Source organism: Geobacillus zalihae, assembly GCF_030414215.1.
GTDB lineage: Bacteria > Bacillota > Bacilli > Bacillales > Anoxybacillaceae > Geobacillus > Geobacillus zalihae.
The window spans coordinates 3,369,536-3,388,393 of record NZ_CP129217.1; the positions used below are offsets into that span (position 1 = coordinate 3,369,536).

General features: G+C 55.9%; 18 protein-coding genes. All 18 read right to left on the reverse strand.

The window, feature by feature from the left end:
• Nucleotides 1-179 precede the first annotated feature (179 nt).
• The 18 genes from spoIIQ to atpD all read right to left on the reverse strand — a co-directional run bounded on the left by spoIIQ (nt 180) and on the right by atpD (nt 18,852).
• A complete protein-coding gene (gene spoIIQ / locus QWV57_RS16985) occupies nt 180-1,067 on the reverse strand; it encodes a stage II sporulation protein SpoIIQ (protein ID WP_119877743.1) in 888 nt (295 codons plus the stop codon).
• A gap of 188 nt (nt 1,068-1,255) precedes the next feature.
• Complete coding sequence (gene spoIID, locus QWV57_RS16990) at nt 1,256-2,287, reverse strand: stage II sporulation protein D (protein WP_011232807.1); 1,032 nt, start codon at nt 2,285-2,287, stop codon at nt 1,256-1,258.
• A gap of 567 nt (nt 2,288-2,854) precedes the next feature.
• Nucleotides 2,855-4,159 carry a UDP-N-acetylglucosamine 1-carboxyvinyltransferase gene (gene murA, locus QWV57_RS16995; RefSeq protein WP_014196941.1) on the reverse strand — a complete coding sequence of 435 codons (1,305 nt, stop codon included), beginning with the start codon at nt 4,157-4,159 and terminating at the stop codon, nt 2,855-2,857.
• Between the two features lie 31 nt (nt 4,160-4,190).
• On the reverse strand, nt 4,191-4,946 hold the full coding sequence (locus tag QWV57_RS17000; protein ID WP_129447237.1) for a YwmB family TATA-box binding protein: 756 nt from the start codon (nt 4,944-4,946) through the stop codon (nt 4,191-4,193).
• 260 nt (nt 4,947-5,206) lie between these two features.
• Nucleotides 5,207-5,446, reverse strand: coding sequence for a DUF1146 family protein (locus QWV57_RS17005; RefSeq protein ID WP_011232810.1), 240 nt, complete (start codon nt 5,444-5,446; stop codon nt 5,207-5,209).
• Between the two features lie 378 nt (nt 5,447-5,824).
• Nucleotides 5,825-7,318, reverse strand: coding sequence for an NADH-quinone oxidoreductase subunit NuoN (gene nuoN / locus QWV57_RS17010; RefSeq protein WP_301100150.1), 1,494 nt, complete (start codon nt 7,316-7,318; stop codon nt 5,825-5,827).
• A gap of 4 nt (nt 7,319-7,322) precedes the next feature.
• On the reverse strand, nt 7,323-8,900 hold the full coding sequence (locus QWV57_RS17015; RefSeq protein ID WP_301100151.1) for an NADH-quinone oxidoreductase subunit M: 1,578 nt from the start codon (nt 8,898-8,900) through the stop codon (nt 7,323-7,325).
• Nucleotides 8,897-10,750, reverse strand: a complete 1,854-nt coding sequence (gene nuoL / locus QWV57_RS17020) for an NADH-quinone oxidoreductase subunit L (RefSeq protein WP_301100152.1) — start codon at nt 10,748-10,750, stop codon at nt 8,897-8,899. The genes QWV57_RS17015 and nuoL overlap by 4 nt, the downstream gene beginning before the upstream one ends.
• A 17-nt stretch (nt 10,751-10,767) precedes the next feature.
• Complete coding sequence (gene nuoK, locus QWV57_RS17025) at nt 10,768-11,073, reverse strand: NADH-quinone oxidoreductase subunit NuoK (protein WP_011232815.1); 306 nt, start codon at nt 11,071-11,073, stop codon at nt 10,768-10,770.
• On the reverse strand, nt 11,070-11,591 hold the full coding sequence (locus QWV57_RS17030) for an NADH-quinone oxidoreductase subunit J (protein ID WP_013524804.1): 522 nt from the start codon (nt 11,589-11,591) through the stop codon (nt 11,070-11,072). The genes nuoK and QWV57_RS17030 overlap by 4 nt, the downstream gene beginning before the upstream one ends.
• Nucleotides 11,588-12,007 carry an NADH-quinone oxidoreductase subunit NuoI gene (gene nuoI / locus QWV57_RS17035; protein WP_013146600.1) on the reverse strand — a complete coding sequence of 140 codons (420 nt, stop codon included), beginning with the start codon at nt 12,005-12,007 and terminating at the stop codon, nt 11,588-11,590. The genes QWV57_RS17030 and nuoI overlap by 4 nt, the downstream gene beginning before the upstream one ends.
• Before the next feature lie 248 nt (nt 12,008-12,255).
• Nucleotides 12,256-13,257, reverse strand: coding sequence for an NADH-quinone oxidoreductase subunit NuoH (gene nuoH / locus QWV57_RS17040; RefSeq protein ID WP_015376055.1), 1,002 nt, complete (start codon nt 13,255-13,257; stop codon nt 12,256-12,258).
• The gene (locus tag QWV57_RS17045; protein ID WP_301102137.1) at nt 13,254-14,354 is read right to left on the reverse strand and encodes an NADH-quinone oxidoreductase subunit D; all 1,101 of its coding nucleotides are present in this window, start codon (nt 14,352-14,354) and stop codon (nt 13,254-13,256) included. The genes nuoH and QWV57_RS17045 overlap by 4 nt, the downstream gene beginning before the upstream one ends.
• A gap of 3 nt (nt 14,355-14,357) precedes the next feature.
• Nucleotides 14,358-15,857, reverse strand: a complete 1,500-nt coding sequence (locus QWV57_RS17050) for an NADH-quinone oxidoreductase subunit C (protein ID WP_301100153.1) — start codon at nt 15,855-15,857, stop codon at nt 14,358-14,360.
• 3 nt (nt 15,858-15,860) lie between these two features.
• Nucleotides 15,861-16,373 carry a NuoB/complex I 20 kDa subunit family protein gene (locus QWV57_RS17055; RefSeq protein WP_011232822.1) on the reverse strand — a complete coding sequence of 171 codons (513 nt, stop codon included), beginning with the start codon at nt 16,371-16,373 and terminating at the stop codon, nt 15,861-15,863.
• Nucleotides 16,364-16,732 carry an NADH-quinone oxidoreductase subunit A gene (locus tag QWV57_RS17060; RefSeq protein ID WP_011232823.1) on the reverse strand — a complete coding sequence of 123 codons (369 nt, stop codon included), beginning with the start codon at nt 16,730-16,732 and terminating at the stop codon, nt 16,364-16,366. The genes QWV57_RS17055 and QWV57_RS17060 overlap by 10 nt, the downstream gene beginning before the upstream one ends.
• A 274-nt stretch (nt 16,733-17,006) precedes the next feature.
• Nucleotides 17,007-17,408, reverse strand: a complete 402-nt coding sequence (locus QWV57_RS17065; RefSeq protein WP_015376059.1) for a F0F1 ATP synthase subunit epsilon — start codon at nt 17,406-17,408, stop codon at nt 17,007-17,009.
• A gap of 22 nt (nt 17,409-17,430) precedes the next feature.
• Nucleotides 17,431-18,852, reverse strand: a complete 1,422-nt coding sequence (atpD, locus tag QWV57_RS17070; protein ID WP_011232825.1) for a F0F1 ATP synthase subunit beta — start codon at nt 18,850-18,852, stop codon at nt 17,431-17,433.
• Nucleotides 18,853-18,858: the final 6 nt, after the last annotated feature.

The following is an 18,858-nucleotide window of genomic DNA, read 5'->3' on the forward strand; positions in this document are numbered from 1 at the left end:
ATCATTATAACGGCTCTAGCATGAGGTTAAAAGCTTTTTCAATCCCCGTCCGCACCCCCTGCGGTGCAAAAGTCTCGTGAAACGACGATGAAAAAAGACCCGCCCGCTTGTCTTGTCTTGGCAAACGGACAGGCCTTTTCGTCGCGTTTTTCGTTTCCTCTTGCTCGACGCCTTGTCGATTACGCTCTTGCCATGCCGATCGAGGCGTCTGGCGTTTTGTAGGATGAAGCGTCGTTGTTTTCGTCTTGATGGTTGTCGCTTGGCGTCGTCGAATGGTCGTCAGCCGATGGTTGTTCATTCGCTGGGTTTTCGTCTGTCGGCGCTGTTTCGTCACTTGGCATCAATTCTTTTTCTTTGCTCGTGGCGGCGCGATCGGTTCCCGTTTTGTCTTCCGCTTTGTCAGTCAAAGCCGTCAACGGTTTGTCGACATAATCGATCGGGTTGACCGCCCGGCCGTCTTTGCGAATTTCAAAGTGGACGTGGATGCCGGCTTCTTTGTTGAATTCGCTTTGCCCTGCCTTGCCGATCACTTCACCTTGTTTCACCGTGTCGCCGGCTTCGACTTTCACATCAGCGAGCGATTGATAGACGGTCGTGACCCCTTGTTCATGATTGATTTCGACAACATAGCCCAAAATCGGGTCTTTTTCCGCTTTCGTCACCGTGCCGCTTAAGGAAGCGGTGACATCAAACGTTTTGCCGTCTTGGCGCACAAGATCGATGCCTTGGTTCGGGTGGTACGTATGATCATAAAAGACGAGGGCTGCTTCCTGTTCTGCTTCCGATGCTTTGTCATCGTAGAATGGCGTTTTCACTTGCACCGCATTTGGATCAAGCACCGGCATCGCAATCGTTTCGACCGTTTCATTGACCGGAACAGCCGGATTTTCTTGCTGGGCGGTGCCGTTTTTCGCCACGTTGTCTCTGCCCGTATTCTCCTCTTTGCCCAATTGGAACCAAAGCGCACCAGCGACGATTAATGCGGCAGACGATAAATAGATCGCCGGAAATACCCAACGTTTGCGGAACAGACGCTTCAGCGACGATTGTTTTTGTTCCTCTCTCATGTTCATCACCTCAGCAACCATTTTGAACAGAAAGAGGAAAAGATATACACATAGAAAATAATTTTTTCACTTATTTTTTGACATTCGACTAGATTTTATGCAAAAAAATGAGGGGCGCATGGCGAGGGGCGTCTCCCTGCCGTTTGCCCCGAACATTTGACAGAAAACCGGGGCGGCAGAACCCCGGTTCATCCATTTTTCGCGGTCAATTTGTTTAAAAACGCCGTCGCCGACGAAATATGGACGCCGCGGTAATAATATTTAACGATGTCGGCGTACGTTTTCCCTTCTTTGGCCATAAAGTTGGCGCCGTATTGGCTCATGCCGACGCCATGGCCGTAGCCTTTTGTCGTAATGATGATGTCATCTCCGTTGCGCACCCAGGTGAAATCACTCGACGGCAATCCGAGCCGTTCGCGCACATCGCGGCCCGTAAACGTCTTGCCGCCAATCTTCACTTCGCCGACGCGGCGGCCGGGAGTGCGCGATACAATGACGCCGACTGAGCCGTCAGCGGGCAGTTCGACCCCCAGTCTTCGCTCGAATTCCGCCACTGGCATCGTTTTTCGCTGGTAAAACTTCGGGGATTGTTTGTCCCATGGGCTGGCGACACTTTTTAAATACGGAAAATCGCTTTGCCAATAGGCTTCCGAATTTTCCGTATAGCCGTTGCTTGTCGAAAAAAACAGCGCCTCGATCGGCTCATTGTTGTATGTCAAAATTTGCCCTTGCGTGTCCATCACCGCTTTTGTCACTTTTTTCATTTTCCAATCGTAGTCGCTGCCCCATAGTTTTCGCAGTTCGTCATCGCTGTAATAGACTTGATGAGCCACCGTGTCGGTCACATTCGCTCCTTTTGGCAGGCGAAACGGCTGGTTGGCGAGCAATTGCTTCACGATGTACGTTCTTGCCGTCAACGCTTGCGCCTTTAATGCCTCGAGTTCAAATTCGGCCGGCATTTCCGCCGCAACGACGCCGATGACGTATTGCTCGAGGGGAATATGTTCGACGCGTTGTTCTTTGCTTCGATAGACCGCCACGTCGATGGACGGCCCTTCGGCTGCCTGCGACCGTTGGACTTGTTCTTGCTTGTGCAGTTGTTCGGCCAATTTGGCCACCTTCCCGTCATAAAATGGAAGAACGAGCGCCGTCGGAATGACGAGGATGGCGACAAACAGCGAGAGAGCGAGCGCCATCACCGGTTTCAGTCGTTTCACCATAGCCGAGCCCCCAATATGCATTTTCCAAGCACAAGCGGACATCGCGAATGAATGCCTGCGTTGGCTTCGGTTCGTTACTATAGTTATGGGCTCGGACAAGTATATATGACAGTTTTCTTTCCAGCCAAAACCTTCATGAGCGCGTTTCGCACTCCGCCTAAAAGGCTGGTGAAAAACAACGGATTCGCTCAGTTTGTGAGAAATCGCAAGGAATGACGCTATGGTGTTGCAAGGTTTTTCCATTTGAGAAACACTGTTGGAGAACAGCATTTCCCCTTAAATCGCCAGCCTTCTAAACATGAAGCCGTTGAAAAAAGTCGGTGACGGAATAGGGGGCGATGGAACAAGGGGGTTTTCGAAAGCACATGTTTCACCACCGCCGCAACTTGCCGCGCGCGATGCGATCAAGCTTATGGAGAAACTTCATACAGACGGTCTTTCTCTGAGCTTCAAAACAGACCGTTAGGAACGAACAGTTGTTTTCTACCGTCCTTCGACGGTCGCCCGTGTTCCAAGAAAAAACGACCATTCCCTGCCAAAAGGCAAGGAACGGTCGTTTTTCGCTCTTTATCCGTTCCATTGGATCGTTTGAATTTGGTCGAATTGTTCTGTTTCTTCGCGGACGCGTTCAATGTCGGCCCCAAGCGCAGCCAACTTTTCGTGGAAGCGGACATACCCGCGGTCGAGATGACGAAGCTCGGTCACGCGCGTGTAGCCGTCCGCCGCGAGTCCAGCCAAAATCAACGCCGCCGCTGCGCGCAAATCGGTGGCCGCCACTTCGGCGCCTTGCAGCTGGCACGGGCCATTGATAATGACGGAACGCCCTTCAATTTTAATATCGGCGTTCATGCGCCGGAATTCCTCCACATGCATAAAGCGATTTTCAAACACCGTCTCGGTGATCATGCTCGTGCCTTCCGCTTTCAACAAGAGAGCCATCATTTGCGACTGCATGTCGGTCGGAAAGCCCGGATATGGCATCGTTTTAATGTCGACGGCTTTCAGCTTTTCCGGACCGATGACACGCAAGCCGCTTTCCTCTTCAATGACGGTCACGCCCATTTCTTCGAGTTTGGCGATCAGCGAGCCTAAATGTTCCGGAACGGCTCCTTGCACGAGGACATTGCCGCCGGTGATTGCCGCCGCCACCATAAACGTGCCGGCTTCGATGCGGTCCGGAATGACCGTATGCGTTGTGCCGACGAGCTCGTCAACTCCCTCGATTCGAATCGTTCCGGTGCCGGCGCCGCGCACTTTGGCGCCCATCGCGTTCAAAAAGTTCGCCAAATCGACGATTTCCGGCTCTTTCGCACAGTTTTCGATCACAGTCGTGCCCTCCGCGAGCACGGCGGCCATCATAATGTTTTCCGTCGCCCCGACGCTTGGAAAGTCCAAATAAATTTTGGCGCCGCGGAGCCGTCCGTTCACTTCCGCATCGATAAAGCCATTGCCGACTTTCACAGACGCGCCCATCGCTTCAAATCCTTTTAAATGTTGATCGATCGGGCGCGAGCCAATGGCACAGCCGCCCGGCAGCGCCACGCGGGCTCGGCCGTTGCGCGCCAACAGCGGCCCCATGACAAGCACCGACGCGCGCATTTTTCGCACATATTCAAACGGCGCTTCCACCGTCAACGGACCGGTGGCATCGACGGTAACCGTCTCGTCGGCAATGTGCACATCGGCGCCTAAATAGCGGAGCACTTCACTGATTGTATATACATCGGAAAGAGCAGGCACATCATGAATCGTACTTGTTCCTTTCGTAGCCAATAAAGTGGCAGCGATGACAGGCAAAACGGCATTTTTTGCGCCTTCCACTTTGACGGTGCCGCTCAACCGGTTTCCGCCACGGACGATGATCTTTTCCAAGGTATTCCCCTCCGCGTCCAATTTCTCTATATTAGTATTCAATGGTAATGATTGGGGTTCCAGCAACGACGCGCGTCTTGCCGCCCAATCTTTCTCTCAAGGCGAGTTGCAGGTTGATCGGCTGATGATTGGCGGCCGGGAGAACGTTCTTCCACTGCCCAGTATATGCAGACAGGGAAACGAGTGACTCTTCCCGCAGCCACTCGACAGGCGTCGCTTGAAAATCGCGAAGCAATTGAGAGGCTTGGTCGAACAAACCACCTTCCATATTACCACTGAACTCGCCTTCAATACAAGCAAAAAATGTAGGGTGATTCACAAATAGTCCGTTCGTCGTTTTTTGAATGTGCTGTGCTGCTTCTTTCCACCCAGCTTGGCTCCACGTTGGGCCGGTCGCTTCATAGAGGATATACGTTTGCGGCGTTCCATTTGTGACGGTCATCACGAACTGGATTTGTTCACGAAACAAGGAATGTTCATTCGTGCCGATCGCTTTTTGCCAATGGCTCGTTTGGTGGAACGTCCAGTGAAAGGAGCGGTATGTTTGTTTGAACTCCGCCATTTTTTTGAAAAAGTCCGCATCATTTTGAATATCGTGGGCATACTCTCTTGTGTACACGACCCAGCGGCCGAGCGAGGCACCGTGCTGCGCCAATGTGTGCGCCATCATTTCCAATGGTTCGGACCATTCGTTCCCCCGCGCGCCTTCCGTCCGGTATTGCCCTGCGGCCAACAACAAGACCGCGGCGACGAGCGCCATCAGCCAACAGATTGGATTTTTTCTCATCTTCGTTCCCTTCCTCTCCTTACTTGTTATTGTTGCCACCGGGCAAGGGAACATACGTCAAAAAAATCGACAACCGGCGATTTTTGAAATCGATTTCATAAATAAACATCAAAGCGGAGGGCAAACAGCCGAGAATCCATGGAAGAAGGGGACGGGACGGGGAGCAAAGAGGCGGGGGCAAGAACGGATCAGCCGGACAGAGGGCGGGGCAAGCGGGCAATTGGAGGGGGAGCCGAAGCACCACGGCGCCCCGGGCCTCCCTATTCGCGGAACAAATACGGCAAATCGGTTGACCAAGCCCAATAGTCAAGGAAAAAGTTCGCCACCGTCGAGCCGATGGCAATCGTCAATAAAATGTACAGCAGCCGCCCTTGGACGACGCGGTTCGGCCGAAGCAGCACCTCGAGCCGCACCGCCTGCAGCGTCCACCACGTCACCGCTAGAAACGCCAAATGAACGATAATCGAAATCAACGCTTGTTGGCCGATGACCGGCATCATCAAATTTCACCTCTTTCTCAAGCATATGTGAAACGAAGCATACGAAGCATTTCCTCTTTTTCGGAACGCGGCGAGCAGCCAAAGCACTTCATGCGTTTCGAAAACAGATTAAGCGGCGCATGATAAGCTCTTCTCCCCCGAAACAGAGCCGGCCGCACATCCAAGGTGCTCCTCGTCCCGAAACAAAGCCAGCGGGATGAGCATTCCCCTCTTTCGATGAAAATGCGCAGGCCTTGAAACTTTCATGCTAGGTGGAAAGCAAACATGGCTCGATGGAGCTTTCCTGCGCAAAGCACGCAGCGCATCCCCTCCTTTCCAAACGAAGCCGGCGGCGCAAAAAAAGAGGAGAGGCATTCTCCCTCTCCCTTTATTCTACCGTTACGGCAAAAAATCGCCAAAATGCCCAAACTGGGCGAGCATATCGTAAGCAAGCCCCGGCGCCCAGCCGATCGCCAACGTTCCAAGCGCGCAAAGAACGACGGCGGTCGACAGCCCGGCCGGCAGCCGGCCAAGCGGCGCGGTGAACGTCGGGCGGAAAAAGAGCTGGACGATCAAATTGAAATAGTACACGTACGAGATGACGGTCGTGATCGCCATCACGGCGGCGAGCACATAATGGCCCGGCTCTGTGACGACAAGGCCGATGAAAATATGCAGCTTGGCGATAAAGCCAGCTGTTCCTGGGATGCCGGCGAGCGAGAGCAAAAACAGCCCGAGCGCCGCAGCCAGAAATGGGCGGTGCCGATATAAGCCGGCGAGCCCATCCAAATCATCGGATCCGGTTTCATTGACAATATGGGCAATAATGGCAAACGCCCCGATGTTCATCAACGTATAGACGAGCAAATACATCCAGAGCGAATCGATCATCGCCCATGACATCGCGGCAAACCCCGCGAGCAAGTAGCCGGCGTGGGCGATGCCTGAGTAGGCGAGCAGCCGCTTTAAACTCCGCTGCCGAAGCGCCACGACGCTGCCGATGATCATCGTCAATCCAGCTAACACGGTGATGATCGGCTGCATCGACAAAAGAAGCGATGATGGGTCACGCCCTTCAGACGGCGCCGCGGCAAAGATCGTCACCAGCAAACGGAGAAGAAGGGCAAAGCCGGCCGTTTTCGACACGACGGCAAAAAACGCGGTCGCTGGAACGGGCGCTCCTTCGTACACGTCCGGCGCCCACATATGAAACGGAACAGTCGCCAGCTTAAACGAAACGCCGATGAGCAAAAGCAGAAACGCCAAAGCAAGCATGTACGGCTCGTTCGTCTCCTGCAAGCGGCGCGCGATGCCGCCGAGATTCGTCGTTCCGGTCAAGCCGAACACATAACTCATGCCAAACAGCATGATGGCGGTGGCGATGCCGCCGTTAATGACGTATTTGAGCGCCGCCTCGTTCGATGCCGGCGCCGTTTTGCGCAAACCGGCCAAAATGTAGGACGACACCGAAAGCAGCTCAAGGCTGACAAATAATGTAAGCAAATCGCCGCTAGACGCCATCATCATCGCCCCAAGCAGCGCAAACAACATCATATAGACAAATTCGCCGCGGTGCGGACTGCCTTCTTTCGGCGCCCATTCGGCCACTAAAAGTAGAGCGAGCGCTCCGCCAGCCAGCAAAATGAGCTTGAACGCTTTGGCGAACGCATCGAGCCGGAACGTATCATGCAAAATCGATGCCGACCCGACCGGGATCATCGCCGCTGTCGCGATCATGGCGAGCGCCGCCGCCGCCGCGGCGCCCCAAGCAAGCGGCCGGCGGCTTCGGCTACTTGGCAGCGCCAAGTCCATCACCAACAGCGTTATGGCGGCCGCGAGGACGATCCATTCGGGCGCCATCATGCTCCAATCGGATTGCCATACATCGTTCATGTGATCAACCCCCTAGCCCGTTCATCATCGTCTTGACGACGGCCGTAAGCGGCGCGGCCAATAGCTGCGGATAGACGCCGACGGCCACGATCAACGCGACGAGGATGAACGCCGGCACAGCTTCTTTTCCTTGCAAGTCAACGACGCCCCCTTGCGGTTCACCGAGGCTTGCCGCAGATGCTTGCGGCTCACGCGAACTCACGACCGCTTCCCGCCGGTCGCGGGGGCGGCCGAATGTGATATCAAGGACGGCTTTCAGCGAGTAGACAGCAGCGAAGATCAAGCCAAGCGCCCCCACGGCGGCAAGGGCCGGCTTCGTTTGAAACAGCCCGAGGAACGACGTGAATTCACCGACAAATCCCGCCAGCCCCGGCAGACCGAGCAAGGCGAGCGCCGCTGTGAGCAAATACCCGGAAAAGAGCGGCATCGCTTTCGTCAGTCCACCAAGCCGGTTGATGTCCGTTGTTCCCATTCGATGAGCGAGCACGCCGACAAGCAAAAACGACAAGGCCGAGATGAGTCCGTGAGCCACCGATTGCAAGACCGCTCCTTGAATGCCGGCCTCATTCAACGCGCCGAGTCCGATGAGCACGACTCCCATGTGCGATACGCTCGAATAGGCGAGCACATGTTTCAATTCGCGCTGGCGAAGCGCCAACAGCGCGCCGTACAGCACGTTGATGACGCCAAATAGAGCGAGAACGCCGGCAAACGAGCGGAACTCATCCGGAAACAAGCCGACCCCGAAGCGAATCATCCCATACGCTGCGATTTTCAACAACACCCCGGCATGAAGCATCACCACCGGCGGCGGCGCTTCGACGTGGACGCGGATGAGCCAGCGGTGGAACGGAACAGCCGGCAGCTTGACAGCAAATGCCAACAGCAGCCCGCCGAGCAGCCAGCGACGCCCTTCCTCCGTCAGCGGCGCAATCAGTTGCCCTTCCGCCGCTGGATTATGTAACATTTCATGAAGCAAGGCAAAGTTCGCTGTTCCCGTTCGGGCAAGCAGCACCGCGATCACGACAAGCAGCAAAGCCGAGCCGAGCCCGTTGTACAACAAGTAGCTGTACGCCGCCCGCTCGCGCTCAAACCCGCCCCACTTGCCGACAAGCAAAAACATGGCGACCAACGTCACTTCTAAGAAGAGGAAAAACCAAACGAAATTGGCGGCGGAAAATACGCCGAGCATGCCAATCTCAAGCGCCAGCAGCCAGAGAAAATACCCTTTTTTCTCCGTTGTGACAAGCATCGACGCCAAAGCGGCCAACGTCGCCAATACCGCGGTCAGAACGATAAAGACAAGCGACAGCCCATCGATGCCGAGCTCATAGCGGATCACATACGCCGCGTCCGTCAAAAATGGCAGGTCCGTAAGCCGCACCCAGTCCCGTGCTTCGTCGAGCCGCTCGAGGCGAAACCCGCGCCCGGACTGAACGAAAGCAAACAACGCCAAAATGAGCGGCGGTACGGTGGCAGCCGTTCCGAGCCATTGAATCATTCGTTCATCCGTTTTGCGCACAAACATCAGCAACACGATGCCTAACAGCGGCGAAAAGACGAGCAGCGATAAAAACATCATAGCCAGTACCCCCCTGTTAAGGCGAAAATGACGACCAAAATCGCCAATCCGGCCACCGTCACCGCCCCATACGTCTGCGCCTGCCCGTTTTGCCCGCGCGACCCAGCCGAGGCGGCCGCGCCGACAATGCCGGCGGCAAGCCGGGCGAGCCCTTCAACAAGGAAGCGGTCGACATACGTCAACAGGCGGCTGATCCATGACACAAGCGACACGACCGTCAAACGGTAAATGTCATCGATGTAGTAATGACGGCGCAGCAGCTCATCAACATACGGAACACGCGCGGACAGCCAATCGCGCGGCATTTTCTGCGCCCCGTACATCAGCCAAGCGAGAAAAATCCCTGCAAACGACACGATCGTCGCCAAAACAGCGATCCATCCCGGCGCCGCTTCATGACGATACGCTCCATCCGTCAACCATTCGCCAAGGAACGAGCCAAACCATGGCGTTTGCATGTATCCGGATGCAATCGACAGCACGCCGAGCACAAGCATTGGCGCCACCATCGAGGCTGGCGCTTCATGAGCATCCTCATGATGCCGCGCTTTGCCGGCAAAGACGAGGAAAAAGAGCCGGAACATATAAAACGACGTCAACAGCGCGGCAGCGACCGCGAGCCAAAAGAGGAGGCGCGGCCCGTTCGTCCAGGCGGCGGCCAAAATTTCGTCCTTGCTGAAAAAGCCGGCGAATAGCGGAACCCCGCTGATCGACAGCGCCCCAATGAGGAATAGCGGCGCGGTCCATGGCAGCCGCCGCCAAAGCCCGCCCATTTCCTCGATGTTTTGCGTACGGACGGCATGAATGACGCTCCCGGCGGCCAAAAAGAGGAGCGCTTTAAAGAACGCATGCGTCGTCAAATGGAAGATGGCCGCGACATAGCTGCCGGCGCCAAGCGCCAACATCATATAACCGAGCTGGCTGATCGTCGAATACGCGAGGACGCGCTTAATGTCCGTCTGCACCAAGCCGATCGTCGCGGCGAAAATCGCCGTCACCCCGCCGATCGTCGCCACAGTCATCATGGCTGCATGGCTTGCCTCATACAGCGGAAACAATGCCGCCACAAGGTACACACCGGCCGCCACCATCGTCGCAGCGTGGATGAGCGCCGACACCGGCGTCGGGCCTTCCATCGCGTCTGGAAGCCATGTATGGAGCGGAAATTGCCCCGATTTGCCGATGGCGCCGATGAAAATCAAGATCGCCGCGAGCGTCGTCATCCCCGGCGACAGCGTCCCGTCGCCGACGGCGCGGAAAATGTCGTCGTAATCAAAGCTGTGCGTTTGCCAAAAGAGCAACATCATGCCGATGAAAAAGCCAACGTCGCCGATGCGCGTCATGATGAACGCTTTTTTCGCCGCCGCTTTTGCTTCTTCCTTATAGAAGTAAAAACCGATCAGCAAAAACGATCCAAGCCCGACGAGCTCCCAAAAGATGTACGCCTGCAGCAAATTCGGCGACAGCACAAGACCGAGCATCGCAAACGTAAACAGGCCCAAATACGCGTAAAAGGTGGAAAACCGTTCATCGCCAGCCATGTACCCTTGCGAATACACATGGACGAGCCAGCTGACGAGTGCGACGACGACGAGCATCCAAGCGTTTAGGGCGGTGGCGGAAATCCCGACCGTCAACGTCACGCCGCCTATCGTCATCCATGTCCAGTTTGCCTCATACGTCGACCCGCCGAGGCGGTCCACAAGCACCGCGAGCGCCAAAAGCAGCGACAAGAACGCCGCGGCGATGCCGACATAGGCGCTTCGCTGTTTCCATCTCCGTCCGAACAGCAGCAACAGAATGAACGAACCAAGCGGGAACAGCGGCACGACCCAAGCTAGGTTCATCATCGTTCCCATCCCCTTCTCTAATGTTTCAACGAATTGGCTTCATCGACTTGAACCGTCTTCCGGCTGCGGTAAAAAGCGATGAGCGCAGCTAAGCCGACGGCTGCTTCCGCCGCCGCCACGGCGATCGCAAACAGCGCGAACACGTGCCCGTGAACGCTGGGATGGGCGCCGTATTTGGCAAAAGCGACGAAATTGATGTTGACCGCATTTAACATCAGCTCAATGCAGATGAGCACAATGACCGTATTCCTCTTCGTGAGCGCCCCGTACAGCCCAATGCAAAACAAGATCAGCGCCAACGCTAAATAGGCCGATAATGTCATTCGTCTTCCGCCCCCTTGCCGTCTTTTTTCGCCAACACGATCGCGCCAATTAAGGCGACAAGCAAAATGACGGACACGATTTCAAACGGAATCGTATAATACGAGTAAAGCGACTTGCCGATCGCCTTCGCGTTGTCGCCCGAAAGCGCGCTGCCGTCAGCGCCGAAGTCGAGCTGGCGGATGCCGAAGTAGACGGCAAGGCCGAAGGCGATGACGGAGAGGGCGGCAACCGCTTTATGCCAGACGCCGCCGGTGGTTTGGCGCTCCCTTTCGTCTGTGTGATGGCGCGTCAGCATGATCGCAAACAGCATGATGATCGTGATGGCTCCGGAATAGATGAGCACTTGCACAACAGCGACAAATTCAGCGGACAACAGCACGTACAGCCCGGCAATGCCTACAAATGTCATGACGAGGGCGATGACCATATGGACGACGTTCGTCAGCTGGAGCATCGTCACTCCCCCGGCAATCGCCGCGAGGGCGAGCAAGAAAAAGGCGATGTCCGTTCCGCTCACGGCTTATTCTCCCTTCTGATGTTCGTATCGTTTTCATCGAGCCAGGCCAAATCTTTATACAGAGCGTCGCGGCTGTATTCCGCGAGCTCAAAGTTGTTCGTCATGACAATCGCTTCCGTTGGGCATACTTCCGTGCACAAATCACATAAAATGCAAATTTCAAAGTTGATGTTGTACGTCTCAATCACTTTCCCTTTTTTCGTCGGATCGGGATGTTTTTTCCCGGTCAGCTGGATGCATTCGGTCGGGCAAATGTTGACACACTGGTTGCACACGATGCATTTTTCGGGATAAAATTTCTGGATGCCGCGAAACCGATCCGGGAGCGGGAGCGGTTCGTGCGGGTAATCGTACGTCACTTTTTCGCGCGTCAACTCTTTTAACGTATACGCCAATCCTTTCATCAACCCAATCATCCGTCTACCCCTCTCATGGGAAAAGTGGCGTTCCGACACGACCTCTGCCCGAAGGAGGAGGCCATGCTCATGGGCGGCTGCCCCCTTCTTGGCAAGACAAGTTGCTTTGTTCCTTTAGAGGACTGGTGAAAAACGACCGATTTCGCCGAATCCGTTGCTTTTGGGTGAAAGAGAGGCGTTGATTTTACAGGACTTCTCAATTTGAAAAGAGTCCGTTTTTCGCGACTTTTCACTAAATCACCGGCCTTTTAGAAAAACCACGCTTTCACGACCGCCGTCAGCACAATGTTGACGAGCGAAAGCGGAAGCAGCACTTTCCAGGCGAACTCCATCAGCTGGTCGGCGCGCACGCGCGGAAATGTGGCGCGAAACCAAATGAGGACGAAAACGACCGCACAAAACTTCAGCGCAAACCAGACCGCGCCAGGAATCCAGCCGAGAAAGGCGACCGGATGCCAACCGCCGAGAAACAAAATCGTCACAAGCGCCGCCATGGCGAACAAATACACATACTCGGCGAGCATAAAGAACGCCCAACGGAACCCGGAATATTCGACATGGAAGCCGGCGACGAGCTCGGACTCCGCCTCCGGCAAGTCAAACGGCGTCCGGTTCAACTCGGCCACCGCGGCAATGAGGAAAATCAAAAACGCCAACGGCTGGGCGAAAATGAACCAGACGTCTTTTTGCGCCGCAACGATGTCGACTAAATTCATGCTTCCAGCCAAAAGCACGACGCCAAGCGCCGACATGACGAGCGGAATCTCATAGGAAATCATTTGCGCGGCTGCCCGCATGCCGCCAAGCAGAGCGTATTTGTTGTTTGACGCCCAGCCGCCGGCGACAACGCCGATGGTTGTCAAGCCGGAAACGGCGATGTAATACAAAAGGCCGACGCCGATATCGGCAAACCGAAACGAATCGGTAAACGGCAATACCGCCAGCACCATAAACGACGGCACAAAGGCGATGATCGGCGCCAGCACGTACAGCGGGCGGTCAGCGGCTTTCGGAATCGTATCTTCCTTTAGCAGCAGCTTTAATACGTCCGCGACCGTTTGCAAAAGCCCGAAGCGGCCGCCGACTTGGTTCGGCCCGATGCGCCCTTGCATAAACCCCATCACTTTCCGCTCAGCCAAAATGCCGTATGTGACAAAGGCGAGCACGACCGCCAAAAGCAGCGCCCCAAGCCCGAAAAACAGGGCGATGTTCGACCAGCTTGGCGTGGATTCAAGCCATTGTTCCATCATCCGTCGACCTCCCCAAGCACAATGTCAATCGACCCAAGAATGGCGATGACATTGGCCAAGTTTTCCCCTTTGAGCAGCTTCGGGAGTATTTGCAGATTGTAAAACGACGGGCGCCGGAATTTGAGGCGGTACGGCTCCTTTTTGCCGTCGCTCGCAATATAGCAGCCGATCTCGCCGCGCGGCGCCTCGATGCGGACGAACGTCTCGCCGGGCGGCGCTTTAATGATGCGGGGCACTTTTCCCATGATCGGCCCCTCAGGCGGAAATTGCTCGCACGCCTGCTCGATGATGCAAAGCGACTGTTCGATTTCCGCCATCCGGCATTCATAGCGGGCAAGGCAGTCGCCGCCATCGCGCACCGGCACGTCAAAATCAAAGCGGTCATAGATCGAATACGGTTCATCTTTGCGCAAATCCCATTTGACGCCGGTCGACCGCAAGTTGACGCCGCTGAGCGAATAGCTGATCGCCTCTTCTTTCGTATACCGCCCGACGCCGGTGACGCGCTGGCGGAAAATTTCATTGCCAGTGACAAGCTCATGATAGCCGTGAAGTTTCTCCCGCATGTACGGAACGAACTGCTTCACTTTGTCAATCCAACCGTCCGGCGCATCCCATTTGACGCCGCCGATGCGCATATAGTTGAACGTCAGCCGCGCTCCAGACAGCTCATTTAATAGATTAATAATCATTTCGCGTTCGCGGAACGCGTACAAAAACGGGCTCGTCGCGCCAAGGTCAAGCAAGTACGTCCCCCACCAGACGAGGTGGCTGGCGATCCGCCCGAGCTCCATGGCGAGAACGCGCAAATATTCGGCCCGCTCCGGCACTTCAATGCCCATCATCGTTTCGACCGCATGGCAAAGCACATAGTTGTTCGTCATCGCCGACAAGTAGTCCATCCGGTCGGTGTACGGGATGATTTGCGTATATTGCAGCCCTTCGGCGATCTTTTCCGTTCCGCGATGCAAATAGCCGATGACCGGCGTCGCCTCTTGAATGATCTCGCCGTCAATTTTTAAAATGAGGCGGAACACCCCGTGCGTGCTCGGGTGTTGAGGGCCGACGTTTAAAATCATTTCTTCTGTGCGCAGCATCATCTACACCTCCGCATCATACGGCTCATAATCTTTGCGCAGCGGATGCCCAACCCAGTGCTCCCCAAGAAAGATGCGGATTAAGTTCGGGTGGCCGCGGAAACGGATGCCAAGCAAATCGTACGCCTCGCACTCCGGCCAGTTCGCCCCCGGCCAAAGCGGGACGAGCGAATCGACTTCCGGGTTGTCGCGCTCGATTTTGACTTTCAGCGCCACCGGCTGCCGGTTTGGATAGGAATACAAATGGACGTACACTTCCATATGCGTCTGAAAATCGGTGCCGTGCAGCTCGGATAAATAATCAAACCGAAGCTGTTCATGGCCTTTCAACAACTCGGCGACTTTGTAGTACGCCTCTTTTTTCACGACAAGCGTCGGCACATCTTTCGCCAGCCGGTTGATGTATGCATCCTCGAGCACGTCCGAACCGAGATGCTCATGAATGATGCGGACATATTTCTCAAGCAGCGGATCGTTCGGCGATGAAGCAGATGGCTTCGCCGCCCCGCCATCCTCCCCAGCGGCTGCGGCCTTCGCCCGGGCAGCCGCGGCCGCTTTCGCTTTCGCCGCCGCGATCGCCTTTTGTTTCGCCTCATCGTCGGCAGCATCGCCTTGCTGCTTCGCCATAGCAGCAGCCCGCGCTTTCGCTGCAGCGGCGGCTTTCGCTTTTTGCTTCGCCAGCTCGTCATCGCTTCCCGCCGCTTCAGCGGCCTTCTGTTTGGCCAGCGCCGCCGCCTTCGCCTTAGCCGCCGCGGCAGCCTTTTTCTTCGCTAACTCGAGGTCCTCTTCCGACGCACCTGCGGACGCGGCCGCCTCGCGCTGACGACGTAGTTCGGCCGCCTTCGCCCGCGCTTCTTCCGCCGCTTTCTTCTTCGCCGCCTCGAGGTCGTCCCCAGCCCCCGCTCCCGACGCCGCCTCGCGCTGACGACGCAGTTCGGCCGCTTTCGCCCGCGCTTCTTCCGCCGCTTTCTTCTTCGCCGCCTCAAGGTCGTCCCCGGACCCCGCTCCCGACGCCGCCGCCTCGCGTTGTCGCCGCAGTTCGGCCGCTTTCGCCCGCGCTTCCTCCGCCGCCTTCCGCTTCGCCGCCTCGAGGTCGTCCCCGGACGCCGCCGCCTCGCGTTGTCGCCGCAGTTCGGCCGCTTTCGCCCGCGCTTCCTCCGCCGCCTTCCGCTTCGCCGCCTCGAGGTCGTCCCCGGACGCCGCCGCCTCGCGCTGTCGCCGCAACTCGGCGGCCTTGGCTCGCACCTCTTCGGCAACTCGTTTTTTCGCTGACGCGATGTCTTCAGCCGATGGCGGCTGCGCCGCGCCGCCCGGCGCTTCATTTGCCGGGCCGTCGGATACATCTGAAGAAGGATTCAAATCATCGCTTCGGGCGTCACCGGTTTCAGCGGCTTGCTTCGCCTGTTCTGCTGCTTGCTTGGCCGCAAGCCGTTCGCGCGCCAGCTGTTTTGCCCGCTCGGCTGCTTCTTTTTTTCGCTGGGCCAAATCTTTTTCTTCATCCATCGGTTACAGCACCTTCTTCCCCGTTTTGGCTTCCAGTCGGATTTTTTCTTTTAATTTATGAATGCCGTAGATGAGCGCTGCCGGGTTCGGCGGACAGCCTGGTATGTACACGTCCACCGGGACAATTTGGTCGACGCCTTTGACGACGCTGTACGATTTGACGTACGGGCCGCCGGCTGTCGCACACGAACCCATGGCGATGACCCATTTCGGTTCGGGCATTTGGTCATACAACCGGCGCAAGAGCGGCGCCATTTTTTTCGTCACCGTGCCCGAGACAATCATGACGTCCGCCTGCCGCGGCGAGGCGCGGAAAAACGAACCGAACCGGTCGAGGTCGTAATGGGCGCCGCCGACCGCCATCATCTCGATAGCGCAACAGGCAAGGCCGAACGTCAACGGCCAAAGCGAACTGCTTCGGGCCCATCCTTTCAACTGTTCCAACGTCGTCAAAAAGACGTTTCGCTTCACTTCTTCCATTTCGACGCCAGAAAAACCCTCCCATTTCACATCCATCGTAACACCTTCTTTTTCCAAGCATAGATAAGGCCAATGGCAAGCAAAACGATGAAAATGATCATTTCCACCAACGCGAACAAGCCGAGTTGGTCATAGACAACAGCCCACGGGTACAAAAACACCGTCTCGATATCGAAAATGACAAACAGCAAGGCAAATAGGTAGTACCGAACTTGGAACTGAACGCGCGAGTCGTGAAAGGGATTGTTACCGCTTTCATACGTTGTCGCCTTTGCATCACTCGGCACGTGCGGCCGCAGCCACCGCCCGGCCGTGAGCGCCCCGATCGGCAGCAACACACCGAGGCAAAGGAAGACGAAGATGATCAAATAACTGTTTGCATAGATGTTGCTCAACCAGCTCGCCCCCTTCCGGTTTACTACATACGTATGGTGTTAATGATGAAATTTTTCAATAATTCCTTCGATTTCATTATAACATTTATATCCAGCCGTGTCAGCAAAACTTCAAGTTAACACTGTCAACACGGTATCCATTCATGTAAGCGCTTCATCTTTGTTGAAGCGACGGAATGCGAGGAACGAAAAAAGAGAGAGCGTTTGCCTCTCTCCTTGACGGACGATTCTTCCGTTTTCATCAAAAAAAGCAGGGGAAAAACTCCCCTGCTTTTTACTTCATTTCCGCAACGCTCAAACGGTTCATGGCGCGTTTTAACGCCAGTTCGGCCCGTTTGAAGTCGATGTCATCCTGCTGGCTTTGCAGGCGGCGCTCCGCCCGCTCTTTCGCCGCTTTGGCGCGGAGGACGTCAATGTCCTCCGCCCGTTCAGCAGCTTGAGCCAAAATCGTCACGTTGTCCGGGCGGACTTCCAAAAAGCCGCCGCTGACGGCAATGTATTGCGTTTTGCCGCCTTTTTTCAACCGGGCCGCGCTGATCTCGAGCGGGGCGACAAGCGGGATGTGCCCCGGCAAAATGCCGAGCTCGCCGCTTTTCGCTTTGACGCTGACCATCTCAACATCGTCTTCGTACACCGGGCCATCAGGAGTAACGACGCTCACGTGGATCGTTTTCATTGTCCAATCCCCCTATCCCGGGTCACACTTCGACACCCATCGCTTTCGCTTTTTCAACGACTTCTTCAATGCGGCCGACTAAGCGGAACGCATCTTCCGGAAGATGGTCGTATTTGCCTTCCAAAATTTCTTTAAAGCCGCGCACTGTTTCTTTCACCGGCACGTAGGAGCCCGGTTGGCCCGTGAACTGCTCCGCCACGTGGAAGTTTTGCGACAAGAAGAACTGGATGCGGCGGGCGCGATGAACGACGAGTTTGTCTTCATCCGACAGTTCATCCATCCCCAAGATGGCGATGATGTCTTGCAATTCTTTATAACGTTGCAGCGTTTGCTGCACTTTGCGGGCGACTTGGTAGTGCTCCTCGCCGACGATTTCCGGCGCCAGCGCACGCGATGTCGAAGCGAGCGGGTCAACGGCCGGATAAATCCCCATTTCCGCGAGCTTCCGCTCCAGGTTCGTCGTCGCATCCAAGTGCGAGAACGTCGTGGCCGGAGCCGGGTCCGTATAGTCGTCGGCCGGGACGTAAATCGCTTGAATCGAGGTGATCGAGCCTTTCGCCGTCGACGTGATCCGCTCTTGCAATTGACCCATCTCCGTCGCCAATGTCGGTTGGTAACCAACGGCCGACGGCATGCGGCCTAACAGCGCCGACACTTCCGAACCGGCCTGCGTGAAACGGAAGATGTTATCGATAAAGAGCAACACGTCTTGGCCTTGTTCATCACGGAAGTATTCGGCCATCGTCAAGCCGGTCAAGGCGACGCGCATCCGCGCCCCCGGCGGCTCATTCATTTGTCCGAACACCATGGCCGTTTTGCTGATGACGCCGGAATCTTTCATCTCATGGTACAAGTCGTTTCCTTCGCGTGTCCGTTCGCCGACGCCAGCAAAGACGGAAATCCCGCCGTGCTCTTGGGCGATGTTGTGGATCAGCTCTTGAATCAAGACCGTTTTTCCTACGCCAGCGCCGCCGAACAAACCGATTTTTCCGCCTTTAATATACGGGGCAAGCAAGTCAACGACTTTAATCCCCGTTTCCAAAATTTCGACTTCCGTCGCCAATTCCTCGAATTTTGGCGCCGGACGGTGAATCGGGTCGCGGCGGGCGTCAGCCGGAATGTCGCCTTCCAAGTCGATCGGCTCGCCCAAGACGTTGAACACGCGGCCAAGCGTGACTTCGCCGACCGGCACCGAAATCGGTGCACCGGTATCGATGACTTCCATGCCGCGGATGAGGCCGTCTGTGGACGCCATCGCGATCGTCCGTACTGTATCATCGCCAAGGTGCAAGGCGACTTCCAATGTCAAGTCGATGTCGACTTCGTTTTCGTTGCGCGCTTTATGTTGAATTTTCAGGGCGTTGTAGATCGCCGGCAAGTGGCCGTTCTCAAACTTGACGTCTACAACCGGACCCATGACTTGGATAACGCGTCCTCTTGTCATCGTTTT